Below are 16789 nucleotides of genomic sequence, written 5' to 3' on the forward strand. Positions count from 1 at the left end.
CATGGCGAGTCGGAACTTCGACGATCGGGGCTTCAACGATCGGGACTTCGAGGATTCGGGTGCGACGTTCATGATCTCGGTTGCCGCACAACTGGCCGGGATGCACGCGCAGACACTGCGCACCTATGACCGGCTCGGGCTCGTCACCCCGCAACGCACGACGGGAGGCGGGCGTCGGTATTCGACGCGCGACGTCGAACTGCTGAGAGAGATCCAACGTCTCTCGCAGGAGGAGGGCGTCAACCTCGCGGGTATCAAGCGGATCATCGATCTGACCAACCAGGTCGACGCTCTGCAGCAGAGAGTGGGCGAACTGCAGAGTCAGGTCGAGCAGTCCGCTCGCCGAGGCGGCGAGCTGGTGCCGGTTCCACGCACGAGCGCTCTGGTCGTGTGGCAACCACGACGCGCCAAGCGCAAGGACTGATCACTTTCGATCCCTCATCCCCGACGGCCGGTTGGCCGTCGGGGATGACACGTTAGGCTGACCCCTCGAGAGCGACATGGGGAGATAACGGTGACAACGACGAGCGGGACACCGCTGAACGGGCCGCAGACGGCAGTGACGCCGACATCGGGCAGAGATCCCGGCGGATCAGTGACCCTCGGTGTGTCGGTCGTCGGCGACGAGATCGCATCGGTCGTCATCCGTCCGGGCGCCGGTGGCGACGAGATCGCGGCAAGTAACCTTGTCGATCTGCCCGATTACCTGCCGGAATCGGCGGCAGCAGCCATCACGGAGCTGGTCGAGTCGGTTCCCTTCGAGGTCGATCACCTGATCGTCTCCTGCTCGCGTCCGAGCACCCGCAACTATCTTGCGCAGGCATTCACGCCCGGGCCGTCGACCCCGCCCTGGTACCAGATCACCAGCGTCGACGACATAGCGGGCGCCATGCTGGCGGTGGCGCGCTCGTCTCCGCGCGGCGCAGGGGTGAGTGCGGTCGTCAATCTCGCACGCACAGGCGAACCTGCCGACGGAGTATGCGTCGCACTCGTCGACAACACCACGGGCCGGCTGCTCGACACGCGCGACAACTCGACGCTGCAGGGCATTGCCGTCACCGACCCGCGGGGCGCCGACGAGGTCGCGCGGTTGATCCTCGACGCCGACGGTGGTTCTCGACTCGGCGCGGTGGTGTGCACCGGGTCGGGCGCGGAACTGCCCGGTGTTGCGCCGGCACTCGAATACGCCGTCACGCGCCCGGTGATGATCGCGGATATGCCCGCCCTCGCCCTTGCCGTCGGCGCCGCCGCGACCCCTGCGAGAACGACGGCGATACCAGCGGGCGAACCCGGCGGGTCCGCGTTCGCCGCAGCCCCGACGCGTGCGCCTCGTGATGCGACCGGTCTGCGCTGGTGGGCACTGGGTGCTGTCATCGGGGTAGCGGTCCTGCTCGGCGCCATCGGACTCACTGCGCTTCACGCAAGTGGAGACGACGCCGCAGCCACGCCCGATTCCGCGCCGACGACGGTGACCGTCACAGACACCCCGCAGCGCGCAACCGTCACCCGCGAGGGTGAGGTCGCCACCGAGACCGCGACCGAAACCAGGCGAGAGGTCCGCACCACCACCGTCAGACCACCGACGGTTACCAGAACCGTGCAAGCCCCTGCAGTGACGGAGACCGAGACCGAGACGACCACCGAAATCAGGACCACCACCGTCGAGGTGCCCGGTCAGTCCGAGGGCGGCAGCGAGCAGGAGTCGGACGCGGGCTGAACCGGGATCCGAAACCGGCAGCGATCTCAGTACACCGGGTCCGACTGGATACTGCTTGCCCGCACGCCCGCGATGATGAGTCGGCGTCGGGTCTCGGTGACCATCTGCGGAGAGCCGACGACGAGAGCCTGATGCTCGGTCCAATCGCGTTCTGCCGCTACGATATTCGAGAGGATGCCGATGCGGTGCTCGACGCCGAGGTCCTCTGGTGTCGCGATCGAGTTCAACCACCACGGGTCGTCGCGCTCCTGCGATACGGCGGTGACTCTCAGCCACGGATTCGTCGACGCGATGCGCGCCAGCACCGCGAGATCGTAGAGTTCGCCGGGGTAGCGCATGCCGTAGAAGATGTGCGTCGACGGTGAGTCGGCCCGCTTCGACATCTCGATGAGTAGCGCACGCAGCGGGGCGAGGCCGGTCCCGCCCGCGACCATGAGAACGTCGCGATCCCGTTCGACGTGCAGCGTGCCGTGATGCTGCGCGAGCTTCCAGACGTCGCCGACGCGGGTGTCCGCCACGATTGTGGAACTGACAACGCCGCCCGGTATCGCGCGGACGTGAAACTCGATCTCACCGTCAGGATTGGGCGGTATAGCCGGTGAGAGATGTCGCCATTCGTGCGGCCATTGCGGAATGGCCACCTCGAGGAACTGGCCGACCGAGAAGCGAAGCGGAGCGTCGCCGATGAGGCGCACGACGGCGAGATCACGCGTGATCCGATACTTCTCGACGACCTGCGCCGTCCAGGTCGGTGGACCGGAAGCCATTTCGGCAGCCCCCCGCATCACGCCGGTCGTCAACAGCATCGCCTGTGTGACGGTCTCCTCGGTCTCGCCGTCCCAGTAGCCGTCGAGCAGCGCACGGAACTCCCCGATCAGCGCGGAACACATCAGCGAATAGTGCGCAGGCAGCACACCGAATTTGCGGTGGTCCCGGCCGAGTTGTGCAAGAAATTCGACGAGGTCGGTGTGCCCGTCGTCGGAGGGAATCACTTCGAGCGCGTGGTCGATCACTCCGTAGAACGCTTCACGTAGGTGCGACATCTGGGCGGGGAACAGGTCACGCAGGTCGGGGTCGAGGGCGAACAGTCGGGTGAAGACACCGCGCGTGAACGCGTCCGGGTCGCGTCCCATCACCTGACGGACATGGTGCAGCACGTGGCGTGAATGCCCGCCCATGCACACCTCCGCTCGTTTCGCCCCGTCGACAGCCTCTCCATTCTGCCTCTTCGTCGGCCGACGGTGTCCGAAGAGCAGGAGTGAGGCGAGTCCGGCGGAAACAATCCGCACCCGTGAAGTGTCCAATCGGACCGAAATTGCGCGCGATATGGGACCCTGCATATGTGGTCTCCCTGGAAAACGTGCTCCCGGGAATCGTAGACGCGCACCTGCTGCAATGGAATCCGCGTCAGACTCCCTGGCGGGCAAAGGGCCTCGCGCGAGTGCAGCGACTCACGCCGAGGCTCGGTGACCGTGCGTTCACACTGCTGGTCTCGCAGTCCGATCGCGAGTACGTCCTGACGCCGTCGGTCATCGCTCGCGCCTACGAGACAGAGCACTACGTCAGCGACATCGCTGGAGTGCCTGTCGTCGCGGGCGTTCCGATCGACACGGTGATCCTCGCCGACTCTCACTGGCGTGCTTACGCGGGCGACATCGACATGATTCCCGACGTCGAGGCCGAGGAACTGTCGGAGACCCGCTACGCACTGGGGCTTCCCTTCGGCCGCGACGGTGCGCCGCGGCTCGGCGGCTTGATCGTGCACGGTGACCCTCGATCACCGGATTTCGCAACGCAACTCGACCGCCAGCTCGATATCACCCCTCCCGTGCGGGGCATCCGCGTGCTCGCGGCTCGGCATCCGGATCCGCGAGTGCGCGACTCGACCCCGGACGAGAGTCTGCTGTCATCGCCTGCCGCGCTGCGTGGCTTCGGCGAAGCGGTGCGTCGAGGACTGGTGGTGGAGGTATTCGCCTATTCGCATCAGCTCTACGACGCGATCAGTGTGGCGCGCGAATATCCCCAGGCCACGGTCGTTGTCGACCACATAGGGGCGCCGGTGGGTGTGTTCGGCCCAATGGGTGTGCGAACAGGCAACACTGCTGCGGCGCGCGCCGACATCATGCGATTGTGGCGTGAACGCGTGGTGAGTCTTGCCGCACAGCCCAACATCGTGATGAAGCTGTCGGGGCTGGCGATGCCGATCCTCGGTTATGGCCACGACGCCAGAGGCAACATCGGTAGCCGAAAGACCCTCGCCGAGATGATCGGTCCACTCGTCGGGCACCTGGTGAGCCATTTCGGCTCTGAACGCCTCATCTTCGGCTCGAACTTTCCGCTCGACCGACCGAACGCGACGATGGGCATGCTCGTCGGTGCCCTGCTCGACGTACTTGCGCCGTGGGGTGACGACCTCATGCGAAAAGTATTCCGCGACAACGCGCTCAGGGTGTACGGCGTCGACGACACCCCCTGATGGCCTGGTCAGTCCTTCGCGTCCTTTGTGTCCTCGGGGCCCTCGGGGACCGGCGGCTGCGGGATGACCGGGTATTCGCCGGTGTAGCCCTGACGCTGGGCTGCGATGGCGAGCACCTTGGACCGACAGCCGAACCACCCGGCGATGAGTAGCGGTATGCCGACGATGATCGCGATGAGATTCCAGTAGTTGTCGTAGCACATCAGCACGACCACGGCGGCGAGGAAGACCAGGGTGGCGTAGCTGGTGTACGGGGTGCCCGGTAGCCGGAACGCAGGACGGGTGAGAATGCCCTTCTTCTCCCAGCGGTAGAGCTGGATCTGACAGGCGACGATCATCCCCCAGGTGGAGATGATGCCGAGCGCCGAGAGATCGAGCGCGATGTTGAATGCCTCGGAGGGCACGAACAGATTGAGGATGACCCCGAGGAACGTCAGCGCGCCGGTGAGCGCGATACCGCCGAAGGGCACCCCGTTCTTGTTCATCTTGCCGGTGAACGCCGGGGCCGTGCCATTGAGCGCCATCGAGCGCAGGGTGCGTCCGGTGGAGTACAGGCCTGCGTTGAGACTCGACATCGCCGCCGTGAGCACGACGAGGTTCATGATCCCGCCCGCGGCCGGAACGCCGATCTTGGAGAAGAAAGTGACGAACGGACTCTCGTCTGCCTTGTAGGTGGTGTAGGGCAGAAGCAGCGCGAGGATGATCAGTGAGCCCACGTAGAACACGGCGATGCGCAGAATCACCGAATTGATCGCTCGCGGCATCACTTTCGCCGGTTCGGCGGTTTCGCCGGCAGCCGTGCCGACCAATTCGACTGCCGCATAGGCGAAGATGACGCCCGACGTCACGATCACCAACGAGAACAGGCCGGTGGGGAACATTCCGCCGTTGTCGGAGATCACACTGAATCCGGTCGGAGCGCCCTCGATGTCGAATCGTCCCGCGAGGAAGACGATTCCCACGACGAGGAACGTGACAAGTGCGGTGACCTTGATGATCGACGCCCAGAACTCCATCTCGCCGAAGAGTTTGACCGAGATGATGTTCATCGTCAGGACGATGCACAGGGCGATGAGGGCGATCAGCCACTGCGGGATCGCGCCGAACATGCCCCAGTAGTGCACGTAGAGCGCGACAGCCGTCACATCGACGATGGCGGTGGCTGCCCAGTTGAAGAAGTAGAGCCAGCCGGTGACAAATGCTGTCTTCTCCCCGAAGAACTCGCGTGCGTAGGAGACGAACGATCCCGACGACGGACGATGGAGCACCAGCTCGCCGAGGGCGCGAAGGATGAAGAAGACGAAGACGCCGCACACGGCGTAGGTGAGGAACAGCCCCGGACCTGCGTCATGCAAGCGCGACCCCGCACCCATGAACAATCCGGTACCGATCGCGCCTCCGATGGCGATCATCTGGATCTGGCGCGGCTTGAGGGCCTTCTGGTAGCCCTCCTCCTCATGGGCGAGCGCAGAGTTGTCGTACTGCGTCGTTGATTCGGCTGTCATGACTCCCCATACGGGTGAAAACACTGGACGTCGGTCGACGCTAATTGGTCTTCGCTACGTTGAGATGACGCAGAGTGTTAACGATCGAGGCGGTCGCTGGGTGTCGACGCGGGGTCGGTTCGCGCTAAATGCCTTGGTGCGCAGAATAACTGGCTATCCGATGTCCGATTTAACAATCGTGAATCTGTGTTCTGTGTCATAGTGACGCATCGAGGCCCTGTGTCCGACAACGGTTGTGCCGTCGGTTCAGAGTCGACGCCATGGACGTCGTGGCGGCTCGGGTGCGGGCACAGGGACGTCGCGAAGGTTGCGGGCGACAATGTCGGCGAACTCGCTGCACGTCGGGTACCGGTCGGCCGGATTCTTGGCAAGCGCCTTGGCGAAGACTGAATTCAGGGCCGAGGGCAGCCAGGGTCGTCGTCGGGTCAGTACGGGCGGATCATCACGCAGATGCGCGTTGGTGATCGCGAAGGCTGTTGCGCGCGGGTAAGGGGGTGCGCCGGTGAGGAATTCGGTCAGGGTGCAGGCGAACGCATACTCGTCGGTTGCCGGTGAGAGCTGTCTGGCCTGAAGCAGTTCAGGGGAGGCGTACGCGATCGATCCCTGCACTCGGCCGTTGCGCGCCAGTGGCCGGTTGTCGTCGACGAGTTGCGCGATACCGAAGTCGGAGAGCAGTGCGTCGGTGTCCGGTCGAGTCGAGGTCAGCAGGATGTTGGCGGGCTTGACGTCGCGGTGCAGCACCTCGCACGAGTGTGCGAAATCGATTGCCGCCGCGATCTGTCTGGCCACACGGACGATCGTCGTCACCTCCGGCTCCGTCGTCGGGGAGGGGATCAGCGCACTTGCCGCGGGACCGTCGACGTACTGCATGGCGATCCACAACGTCGGCGCGACGCGGTCGGGTGGCACGCCCAGAGCCTGTGCCCGGCGGATGCTCTGATCATCGGGCGGGATCTCGCCGCGGGTGTACATCTCGACGATGTTCGGGTGGTCGAGGAGGGAGGCGATGGTGAACTCGCGCTCGAAACGTTCGGCGGCCCGCGTGTTGCCGGTCTCGTCGGAGTGCAGCACCTTCAGTGCTTCGGGAATGCGCTCGTCGCCGCGATGTACGCGGTACACGTCAGCGCTACTGCCGCTACCCACCAGCGCATCGATGGTGTAACCGGCTACGAGGCTTCCCGGCTCATACACCTCGTCAGGGTATCCGGCGCAGTGCGCGGCGCACGCGGTCCGTCCAACACGGTCATCGGAGTCGGCCTCGGAGCCTACGCTTGATCCTCATGAGCAGTGGAGCACTCGACGAACTGATCGCCACGCTCGGCGACCAGATGGTCGTGACAGATCCGGACATTCTGGCGGGTTACCGCCAGGATCGTGCCAACGACCCGGAGGCCGGAACGCCGTTGGCAGTGGTGAGGCCCACCGCGACAGCACAGGTCCAAGAGGTGGTGCGGTGGTGCGGAAAGCACGGTATTCCGCTGATCACCCGTGGTGCCGGGACGAGTTTGTCGGGCGGGTCGACCGCGGTCGACGGTGCGGTGATGCTCTCGACCGAGAAAATGCGGAATCTGACCATCGACACGGCGACCCGCACGGCCGTCTCACAACCGGGCCTGCTGAACTCTGAGGTCAAGGCGGCAGCTGCGGGCCACGGACTGTGGTATCCACCCGATCCGTCGTCGTTCGAGATCTGTTCGATCGGCGGCAACGTCGCCACCAACGCCGGTGGGCTGTGTTGTGTGAAGTACGGCGTCACCACCGACTACGTACTCGGGCTCGAGGTGGTGCTCGCCGACGGCCGCGCGATCAGGGTCGGCGGCAAACAGCTCAAGGACTCGGCAGGTCTGCCCCTGACGAAGCTGTTCGTCGGGAGCGAGGGGCTGCTCGGCATCATCACCGAGGTCACGCTGCGTCTGCTTCCGCCGCAGGCGTCGGCGTGCACGGTGGTCGGGACGTTCGCGTCGGTGCACCACGCGAGCGAAGCGGTCCTCGCAATCACCGCGACGATCCGACCGGCAATGCTCGAGTTCATGGATTCGGTGTCGATCAACGCCGTCGAGGACATGCTCAAGATGGGCCTTGATCGGGATGCTGGCGCCCTGTTGGTCGCGCAGTCCGACGCTCCGGGACCCGCGGGCATCGCGGAGGTCGAGCTGATCGAGAAAGCGTTCTCCGAGCACGGCGCGACCGAGGTGTTCGCGACGTCGGATCCTGCCGAGGGGGAGGCGTTCACCGCAGCCCGCCGCGCGGCGATCCCGGCCGTCGAACGTCTCGGTTCGTTGCTGCTCGAAGACGTCGGAGTTCCATTGCCCGCACTACCGGAACTCATCGACGGGGTCGAGGCCATTGCCACCGACAACCGGGTGATGATCTCGGTGATCGCGCACGCGGGTGACGGCAACACCCACCCGCTGATCGTGTTCGACCCGGCAGACGCCGACGAGAGCAGGCGAGCGCAGACAGCGTTCGGTCAGGTCATGGATCTCGCGATCGGTCTCGGCGGGACGATCACAGGCGAGCACGGCGTCGGGCGGTTGAAGAAGGGCTGGTTACCGGACCAACTCGGGCCCGATGTCATGGAACTCACAGCAACGATCAAGGCGGCACTGGATCCTCATGGCCTACTCAACCCGGGCGTGCTCCTGTAGGGAAACGGCACCGGTCCGCATGTCGCAACGCCCCCTCTGTGCTGCGACATGCGGACCGGGATCGAGCGCAGCTGACGTCTTCGAATGGGAAGGCGCTGACTCCAAGTTCGTACCGCTGATGACACTGTAATCACGATTTACACAACCATCCATCGAGAATATCCGGATAATTGTCAACCTCTGATTGATAATGGAGCTTATGACCAGTTCATCGGATCGTGACCTGGACCTTCGGCGTCTCAGAATGTTCGTCGAGGTGATCGAGGCCCCGTCGTTGCGTGTCGCGGCCGAGCGGCTCTTCATCTCACAGCAGGCGTTGTCGTCGGCGATCAAGGACCTCGAGCGACAGCTCGGCGTGCAATTGTTCTCTCGTTCGCGGCGGTCACTCACCCCGACCGCTGCAGGCACGGCGTTGTACGAGGGGTCGGTCCCCCTGCTCGCCGGCGGCGCGCATCTCGCATCGGAAGTGCGCATGGTCGACGCACAGAATCCCGACCCCTACGTGATCGGCTATACCCAGGGACTTGCGCCGTCGGAGGTCTTCCAGGTCATCGAGGGCGCGGTTCAGCAGGACGCCTCCATGCCGATCACCGTCCGCCCGGTCGCTGCCGAGTTCATCCGGGACGAACTCCTCGCAGGGAGTATCGACCTCGCACTCGCCCGGACAGTGGAGGCTCCGCCCGACCTCGCCGGTGCCATCGCGACGAGTCATGAGCTACGGCTCGCGGTCAATGCGCGGCATCCGCTCGCCGCGCATGAGACGTGCGCGATGAAGGACGTCGCGTCCTGCCAGATCGTGATCTCCGAGCTCGAACCCGACTACACCGACATGATCGTGTCGTATTGCAGACGAGCGGGGTTCGAACCCGAGATCATCGTCTCCAACCTTCGCGGCACGCCGCCGCACACCTCGGTGATCGCCCACCCGCAGGCGGTCGCGTTCGTGACCAACCAGCCGGGATGGCTCTACGACGACCAGATCCGCGTCATCTCGTTCGACAACCCGCCGATGACACCGGTCATGGCGATGTGGCTGCCGAACACGGCGCCGAGGATGCGCAACCGTATCCTCGACGCCGTCGGTGTCAGTGCCGCTGCAGAATCGCAGTGAGGTCGTCGCCCACGGGCAGCGTTCCGTACTCCGCTCCACGGTCGGCGCCCAGTCGCGCAGCGATGAATGCCTCGGAGACCGGCGTCGGCGAGAAGCGAACCAGCAGTGAGGCCTCGAGGGCAAGTGCCATGGATTCGACGACGCGGCGTGCGCGGCGTTGCGCGTCGGCGGGATCGAGCCCGACCAACTCGCCGAGTTCGGTGCGGACGCGGTCGAGGTGGGCGTCGAGTACCGGGTCAGCCCCGCGCGCGAGGTTGATCTCGGCGTCGAACGCCGCGATCGACTCCGGCTCGCGCGTCATCGCGCGCAGGACGTCGAGCGCGATGACGTTGCCCGAGCCCTCCCACACGGCCATGACCGGTTGTTCTCGGTAGCGCATCGCCAGCGGGAAGTCTTCGGTGTAGCCGTTTCCCCCGAGGCATTCGAGCGCCTCGTAGGAGTGGTGCGGACCGCGCTTGCAGATCCAGTACTTGGCGACCGCGGTGGCCAGTCGACGGAAGGCACGCTCCTGGTCGGTTGCGTCCTCGTCGTGGGCACGTGCCAGCCGCATCGCGGTCACCGTTGCTGCTTCGGACTCGAGGGCGAGGTCGGCGAGGACGGCGGTCATGGCGGGCTGGTCGGCCAGGGTGGCGCCAAACGCCGCACGGTGGCGGGCATGCCACAGTGCTTCAGCGACCGACTGGCGCATACCCGCCGTGCTGCCGAGCACGCAGTCGAGACGGGTCTGCGCCACCATCTCGATGATCGTCCGCACCCCGCGGCCCGGTTCACCGACCATCAGTGCGACGGTGCCGTCCAGTTCGATCTCGCTCGACGCATTGGACTTGTTGCCGAGCTTGTTCTTGAGGCGCTGGATGCGGAACGAATTGCGCGTGCCGTCGGGCAGGATTCTGGGTAGCAGGAAGCACGAGAGCCCCTGGCCGCCGGTGCCTTCCGCTTGAGCAAGCACCAGGAACGCGTCGGACATGGGGGCCGAGCAGAACCACTTGTGTCCGGTGAGGAGATACTCGGCACCGGGGCCGCCTGTGCCGACCGGTCGGGCGACAGTGGTGTTGGCGCGAACGTCGGAGCCGCCCTGCTTCTCCGTCATCGACATGCCGAAGATGGCCGACGATTTGTCGGCTGAGAGGTCGGGGGAGTAACTGCGCGACAACGCTTTCGGCACCCACTGTGCGGCAACGTCCGGCTGCAGTTCCAACGACGGGATCACGGCGTGTGTCATCGATACCGGGCAGGCGTGTCCCGGTTCGATCTGTCCGAAAAGCATGAAGATCGCTGCGCGTGCCACGTGCGACCCCGGCTGGGGATCGGACCAGCAGCGCGTGTGTGCGCCGTGTTCGACCGCCGCAGAGATGATGCGGTGGTAGCTGGGGTGGTACTCGACCTCGTCGATCCGGTTGCCCCAGCGGTCGAAGGTGTGCAGTTCCGGAGTGATCGTGTTGGCGAGCGTGGCGTCGTGTTGGAACTGCTCGGTACCCACCAGCGCGCCGACCTCGCGGAGTTCGTCTGTGGCCCAGCCGGCGTCATGACGGTTGACGGCCTCGACGAGCACGGTGTTCAGCTCGTACTCGTTGACCTCGGTGCGCGGAGCGGACTGGTTGAACACGGTGTGTGTCAAATGCGGTTGCGGATGTGTGGTGGGGGTTGTGGAGGTCATGGTTGGTGCCTTTCTCAGACCAGGTGTGGCTGTGTGCGTTCAGGCCGTGGTCGACAGTTCGGGTGTGTTGATCAGGTGCTTCTGGATCTTCCCGGTCGGCGTGCGCGGAAGCGACTGTGCGACATGGAATTCGCGCGGGATCTTGTAGCGGGCGAGACGATCGGCCAAGAACGTCGTGAGATCCTCGGTCACATCGTCCGCACCGTCGATGCGGACGATGTGCGCGATCACGGTCTGGCCCCACTCCGGGTGCGGACGTCCGACGACTGCCGCTTCGGCGATGGCGGGGTGGGCGGTCAGCGCGTCCTCCACCTCCTTGGAGTACACGTTCTCGCCACCGGTGATGATCATGTCCTTGGTGCGGTCGACGATGAAGAGGTAGCCGTCGTCGTCGACGCGCGCGAGGTCGCCGGTGTGGTACCAGCCGTCGGCATCGATCGCGGCGCGGGTGGCCTCCGGGTCGTCGAGGTATCCGATCATGATGGTCGCGCTGCGAATCCATATCTCGCCCACCTGTTTCGCGTGGGCGTTCTCACCGCTCGCGGTGACGACCCGCACGTCGACTCCCGGGAGGCCGACTCGTCCGATCGAGCCTGCCTTGCTCACCTGTTCGTCGGGGTAGAGAACCGAACCGACGGGGCCGGTCTCGGTCATGCCGTACACCTGGAAGAAGTTGTCGCTGCGGTATCCGGCCGCGAGTCGTTGTGCCACCTCGGGGCCGATCGGTCCGCCGCCGTACAGCCACGCGCGCGCAGAGGACAGATCGTAGTCGGCGAAGTCGGGTACCGAGTTGAGTGCGGTTGTGTAGATGACCGGCGGCCCGAAGCACAGTGTGATCCGTTGTGCGGCAGCGGTATCGAGGAACTTGACCGGGTGATACTCGCGCTGCAACACGACGGTTCCACCCACGTACAGGGTGCCGAGAAGCCAGTTGTTCAGCGGCGACGCGTGCCAGATGGGCACGCTCATCAGGAGTCGTTCATCGCGCGTCATCGACAAGCCGATCACGGCGGTCATCGCGGTGAGTGTGACCGTACGGTGCGTGTGCACACAACCCTTCGGAAGTCCGGTGGTGCCCGAGGTGTACAGGATCTCAGCGATCGTGTCGTCGGCCAACTGCGCCTGCTCTGCAGCGGGGAGGGGAGTGGCTGCGGCAACCGCGTCCTCGAGGTGCGGGACGTCGGGCACCGAGGTGTCGGTGGTCATGACGGCGACGTCGATGCCTTCTGTTCCGGCGTGCAATGAGCCGTCGACCACCAGGAGCGCCGATCCCGAATGCCCGATGATGTGGGCGACCTCCGGTGGGGCCAGCTTGTGATTGATCGGGACGATAGTTGCACCCACACGCCACGCGCCGAGCATGGCGATGACGAAACCTGTTGTGTTGTAGCACATGAGGGCGATGCGGTCGCCTGAGCTTAGTCCTTGACCGGCAAAAACGTTTGCCGCGCGGCGGCTCTGATCCACCAGTTCGGCGTAGGTGAGCGAATCTCCTTCACCTGTGATGAGCACGTCCTTGGTCGGGAATTTGGTTGCTGCACTGTCGAATGCGGCGAGTATGTCCACGAGAGACCTCTTCGTTGTGGTGTGTGTTCGGGGTAGGCGGATGGATCACGCCGTGTCGGTGGTGGGGAGACTGGCGTCGAGCACGTTGTCGGGGATGCCGAGATTCGCGAATATCACCGTGACGGAGTCGGCCAGCGAGGGCCCCAGCGAGTCGTCAGTGGCCGACTTCTGGACGGCGAGTCCGAAGATCGCCGACCAGAACGCCTTGGCCTCGACGTCGATCGAGGCGCGCAGCTGCCAGCCGGTGCGCACGAGCTTCTGCATGAGGGCTTCCTCGCCCCGCTCGTGCAAGGTCTGCAAGGTGGTGGTGATGAGCTCACGCAGATCGTCGCGGCGTGACACCAAGAGCATTGCGGTGGTGAACATTTCGACGCCGCGGAGCTCCGGCCCGAGCAGTGTGGCCACCAGCGTCTGTGCATACTCGCGCACGGTCTCGGTGGTTTCGGCCGCCTCTTCGGCATGGCGTCCCGCGCGCAGGACCGCTGCGCACGCGACCTCGACGAAGAGTTGCTCTTTGGAGCCGAAGTAGTAGGTGACCTGGTTGGGGAAGGCTCCGGCCCGCTCGCAGATCTGCGCAACCGACGCGGTCTCGCCCTGCTCGCGGAAGACCTCGTCCGCGGCGCGCAGCAGAGCGAGGCGGGTCTGCTTACCCGCGGTGCGCGTTGCGCGCTGCTGCGAACGAGGCGACGACGAACGAGGTGGCACCCTGACTCCGTGTTTGTATGACGAACAAGTTTGTATGTTCGACAATAAACCGCGGCTCTGCGCGGGTCAAGGAGTTGTGAGATCCGCGCCTAGTTTGAATATTCCGGATCTATCGTGACCTTGTTTGTACTTGTCCGCGTGTATCGGGCCCGACGGTCGGGCGTCGACGTCTGGCGCCGCGGAGCGGTCCGGTGTGGTCGAGTCAGCCGACGAGGCTACATTCCGCGAGCGTGCGTTTGAGCGGGGTTAAAGGCGCAGTACTGAAAGCGACGGACCTTCAACCCCGTGGTTCCGGGCAGTGAAACGTCGCGAGACCAGCCGCCTTCTCGCGCGCTGTATTGGGGTCCTCGTCGAAAGAACAGTAGGCGGTTGGAAGAAGAAAAATGTCGAATTGTGCTGCGGGACAACGGAGATAAGAAGGCTATGAGGGGCCTGGGGGCACTCCTATATACGTCACCAATGGTGAGTGTACCGGGCGATGGCAGTTCGACCGAGAGCGGAAGCGAGAGGGCCCGTTGCTTGTTCTGCAGCCATAAACTCTCTCACTCAGCGTGGTCGACCGTCTGTGGGCGGCGTGGACAGGACTGCCATCGCGCGGAGCTTTGACGAGATCGCGTGCCACGGCCGGGTCAGGAGGAGGTGAACCGGTGCGTCGGGGCGCCCGGCGGATGGGTCAGTTCCGGACGCGACTGAGACGTTCCCATCAGATAGTCGTTGCGGAGCAACGCAGTCGCGACGACCCTGCTCGGAGGACCCAACGGTCCGACCACCACATAGCGCGGCACAACCGTAAGAATGCCACTCTGAGGGACCGAAACCGATCCCGGCGAGGTCGAATCCGGAATAGATCAAATCCCCGAAGAACTGGGGGCCATTGTTTCGATGCCGAGCAGACTTGTTCACTCAACGTCGAAGAGTCACCAGCTCGCCTAGGTGTACTGACCGGGGACGTTGATCAATCGTGAGAAGGGCGGCTGGCCTCCGCAGGCGGTGTGTGGTCGGTGCTGGTTGTACTCGTGGAGCCAGTCGGGGAGGGCATCGCGGCGTTCGTTCTCGCTCGTGTAGCAGCGCGCATACGCCCAACCGTCGGCCATGGTGCGGTGAAATCGCTCGACCTTGCCGTTGGTCTGTGGGCGGTATGGCCGCGTTCGCTTCGGAGTGATCGATAGGGCCTCGCACGTGTCTCGCCACAGGTGAGAACGGTACGCACCACCGTTATCGGACAAGATGCGCTCAATTGCGACCCCTCGGTCGGCGAACCACTCGACCGCTCGATGCAGGACTCCGACGGCGGTGACAGCGGATTCGTCGTTGTGAACCTCGGTGTAGGCGACGCGCGAGTGGTCATCGATGATGGTGTGCACGAACGCATACCCGAGCTTGGGGTTGCGCCACTTGTTCTTCGGCTTGCCGGGAGTGACGGCACGATTCCTCGATCCTTGACGTCGCCCGACGTATCGCCAGCCCCCACCGTCGGGGATGTTCCCAAGCTTCTTGACGTCCACGTGCACGAGCGAGCCAGGGTGGTCGTGTTCGTATCGGCGGATCGGCTCGCCGGTAGCACGGTCGACGTAGGAAAGTCGATTCATGCGCGCGGTCGTGAGGATACGGTGGACCGTGGCCGGGGCGATGCCGAGTCGGGCTGCGAGTTGAATAGGCCCTTCCCTCAGGCGCATTCGTAGGCTCACGCACCGTTTTGTCGTCTTCTTGCTCGTCTTGTTCGGCGAAGACTTCGGCCGTGACGACCGGTCCTGCATCGGCTCGCCAGCAAGGTAGCGGTCGACCCACCGCTTCACGGTTGGCCACGACACCTGGAAGCGGGCAGCAACTTCGCTGATCGGCCATCCTTCCTCGATGACGAGGCGTGCGACTCGTAGACGATGACGTGGGGTCAGCGCGGCATTGCGATGACTCAAAGTGCCTCCTGAGATAGATCGGTGGCCGGCCGCGTTTGCGACCGGCCACCGGATGATGGAATTGGAGTAGAGATCTCTACTCGGCGCCTTGCGCTGCATGGAAGGTGAGTGCTGGCTCGAGCCAGGACTCGAGCCCAGGTCCCTGGAGTGCGGCCTGCTCGACGCTGATCCAGCCGTCGCCCATGGGGCGATCTGCGCCCATGAGCGCAGGGTGAGCACCAGGGCGGGTGAGCAGGTCTTCCGCGTCAGTGGGGTCGATGCGTAGCAGGAGCGTCCCTTCCCGACGAGCGGCGACAACCATCCGGTCCTCGACCATGAACGACACTCCCCCGAACATCGACACCTCACGAGGGTTGCGAGCTCTTAGCGCGTCACGAACTCGCTCGACCAGGTCCTTCTGTGCCGTCATCGTCCACCCTTCTCGATGTACTCGGGGCCGCTGTAGTGAAGGTTCAAGGACGCGATGCGTCCGCCGTCGAAGGTGAAGAACTCCGCGAAGGTCATGGGACCGCCGGGCATGGTCGCCGTGTAGAGCACGGCGGAGCTGTTAGTGCCGTGCACGTCGTGGATGATCTCGATCTGCTTGACCGTCGCGATGAACCCGGCGACCCCGCCCAGGAAGCCATCGGTGGCGTCGGGGAGGTGTCCAGCGAGGGAGCCCGTGAAGTCGAGGTGGTCATCCAGCAGAGGCCGTAGGTCAGCCCCGTCCTGGTAACTGTCGATGCCGGACTCGAGGATCCGGTAGTAGTCCTTGAGTGTCTGAGGTGCGGCAGAAGACAGGGTGGCGGGCATGGCTCTCCTTGGTGTGAGAATGGTGCTTGATACTTTCAAGCAGGCACTTGATAAAGTCAAGGGGGTTCAGGTGAAGTCCTACGGACAGCTTTGCTCGATCGCTCGCGCCCTGGATGTCGTCGGTGACAGGTGGACTCTCCTGATCGTGCGTGAGCTGCTGATCGGGGGAGCATTGCGCTTTGGTGAAGTCCAGCGCGGCCTGCCTGGCATCGCGACGAACCTGCTCACCCAGCGCCTGCGGGACCTCGAGACCAACGGTGTCGTCGCCCGCGAGCCCGCCCCAGGAATCCCGGGCACGCCAACGTATCGGCTTACCGAGCGTGGCCGGGCCCTGGACGGAGTGCTGCGCGAGCTTCTGAAGTGGGGTGCACCGACGGTTCCAGAGGCGCCGAGTGATGCGATCTTCCAGATGCACTGGCTCAGCCAACCGGCACGCTTCCTCCTCGCGGATCACAGACCGGACGAGCCACCGATCGTGATCCGGTTCGGCACCTTCGACGACGGCTTCGACCTCACCGCCGCCGACGGGACCATCACGGTGAACCCTTGCCAGCGCGATGTCAGCCCCCTGGCGCGTGTTGCAGGCCCCGGGCCGGTACTGGTTGCCCTCCTGCAAGGCGCAATGCCTCTGCCCGCCGCTATCGCGCATGGCGTGGATGTCACCGGCGATGCCGCGACCCTGACGCGAGTTCTACC

Annotated in this window: 15 protein-coding genes; 6 read left to right on the forward strand and 9 right to left on the reverse strand. The window is 64.7% G+C overall.

Annotated elements, in window-relative coordinates:
* The first annotated feature begins 1 nt into the window (after window position 1).
* Window positions 2-424, forward strand: a complete 423-nt coding sequence (locus GOACH_RS17470; RefSeq protein ID WP_005177585.1) for a heat shock protein transcriptional repressor HspR — start codon at window positions 2-4, stop codon at window positions 422-424.
* 90 nt (window positions 425-514) lie between these two features.
* The gene (locus GOACH_RS17475; protein ID WP_005177588.1) at window positions 515-1717 is read left to right on the forward strand and encodes a DUF7159 family protein; all 1203 of its coding nucleotides are present in this window, start codon (window positions 515-517) and stop codon (window positions 1715-1717) included.
* Between the two features lie 26 nt (window positions 1718-1743).
* Here the strand turns inward: GOACH_RS17475 and GOACH_RS17480 are convergent, their stop codons facing one another.
* Window positions 1744-2895, reverse strand: coding sequence for an FAD-binding oxidoreductase (locus tag GOACH_RS17480; protein WP_005177589.1), 1152 nt, complete (start codon window positions 2893-2895; stop codon window positions 1744-1746).
* A gap of 164 nt (window positions 2896-3059) precedes the next feature.
* On the opposite strand from GOACH_RS17480, the gene GOACH_RS17485 reads away from it, so the two are divergent.
* Window positions 3060-4193, forward strand: a complete 1134-nt coding sequence (locus GOACH_RS17485) for an amidohydrolase family protein (protein WP_005177591.1) — start codon at window positions 3060-3062, stop codon at window positions 4191-4193.
* Between the two features lie 8 nt (window positions 4194-4201).
* Here GOACH_RS17485 and GOACH_RS17490 read toward each other — a convergent pair whose 3' ends face one another.
* Window positions 4202-5698, reverse strand: coding sequence for an amino acid permease (locus GOACH_RS17490; RefSeq protein ID WP_005177592.1), 1497 nt, complete (start codon window positions 5696-5698; stop codon window positions 4202-4204).
* Window positions 5699-5944: 246 nt separating this feature from the next.
* Complete coding sequence (locus GOACH_RS17495; RefSeq protein WP_005177596.1) at window positions 5945-6889, reverse strand: serine/threonine-protein kinase; 945 nt, start codon at window positions 6887-6889, stop codon at window positions 5945-5947.
* Window positions 6890-6978: 89 nt separating this feature from the next.
* Between GOACH_RS17495 and GOACH_RS17500 the strand changes: the two genes are divergently transcribed.
* Together GOACH_RS17500 and GOACH_RS17505 are read left to right on the forward strand one after the other, a co-directional pair.
* Window positions 6979-8346: an FAD-binding oxidoreductase gene (locus tag GOACH_RS17500; RefSeq protein WP_040519045.1), complete on the forward strand. Its 1368-nt coding sequence runs from the start codon at window positions 6979-6981 to the stop codon at window positions 8344-8346.
* Window positions 8347-8545: 199 nt separating this feature from the next.
* Window positions 8546-9457, forward strand: a complete 912-nt coding sequence (locus GOACH_RS17505; RefSeq protein ID WP_040519046.1) for a LysR family transcriptional regulator — start codon at window positions 8546-8548, stop codon at window positions 9455-9457.
* Here the strand turns inward: GOACH_RS17505 and GOACH_RS17510 are convergent.
* From GOACH_RS17510 to GOACH_RS17540, 6 genes are all read right to left on the reverse strand, one after another.
* The gene (locus GOACH_RS17510; protein WP_005177603.1) at window positions 9432-11114 is read right to left on the reverse strand and encodes an acyl-CoA dehydrogenase family protein; all 1683 of its coding nucleotides are present in this window, start codon (window positions 11112-11114) and stop codon (window positions 9432-9434) included. The genes GOACH_RS17505 and GOACH_RS17510 overlap by 26 nt on opposite strands.
* Window positions 11115-11153: 39 nt before the next feature.
* Window positions 11154-12680: a class I adenylate-forming enzyme family protein gene (locus tag GOACH_RS17515; protein ID WP_005177605.1), complete on the reverse strand. Its 1527-nt coding sequence runs from the start codon at window positions 12678-12680 to the stop codon at window positions 11154-11156.
* A 45-nt stretch (window positions 12681-12725) separates the two neighbouring features.
* The gene (locus GOACH_RS17520; RefSeq protein ID WP_005177607.1) at window positions 12726-13385 is read right to left on the reverse strand and encodes a TetR/AcrR family transcriptional regulator C-terminal domain-containing protein; all 660 of its coding nucleotides are present in this window, start codon (window positions 13383-13385) and stop codon (window positions 12726-12728) included.
* 929 nt (window positions 13386-14314) lie between these two features.
* Window positions 14315-15301, reverse strand: coding sequence for an IS481 family transposase (locus tag GOACH_RS17530; RefSeq protein ID WP_005177610.1), 987 nt, complete (start codon window positions 15299-15301; stop codon window positions 14315-14317).
* 76 nt (window positions 15302-15377) lie between these two features.
* A complete protein-coding gene (locus tag GOACH_RS17535) occupies window positions 15378-15710 on the reverse strand; it encodes a TfoX/Sxy family protein (RefSeq protein WP_005177612.1) in 333 nt (110 codons plus the stop codon).
* Entirely contained in the window at window positions 15707-16093 is a 387-nt protein-coding gene (locus tag GOACH_RS17540; RefSeq protein WP_005177618.1) for a nuclear transport factor 2-like protein, read from the reverse strand. The genes GOACH_RS17535 and GOACH_RS17540 overlap by 4 nt, the downstream gene beginning before the upstream one ends.
* Between GOACH_RS17540 and GOACH_RS17545 the strand changes: the two genes are divergently transcribed.
* Window positions 16092-16789: winged helix-turn-helix transcriptional regulator (locus GOACH_RS17545; protein WP_245551936.1), on the forward strand; the 698-nt coding region annotated here is incomplete at its 3' end. The genes GOACH_RS17540 and GOACH_RS17545 overlap by 2 nt on opposite strands.

The organism is Gordonia aichiensis NBRC 108223 (assembly GCF_000332975.1).
GTDB classification, from domain to species: Bacteria; Actinomycetota; Actinomycetes; order Mycobacteriales; family Mycobacteriaceae; genus Gordonia; species Gordonia aichiensis.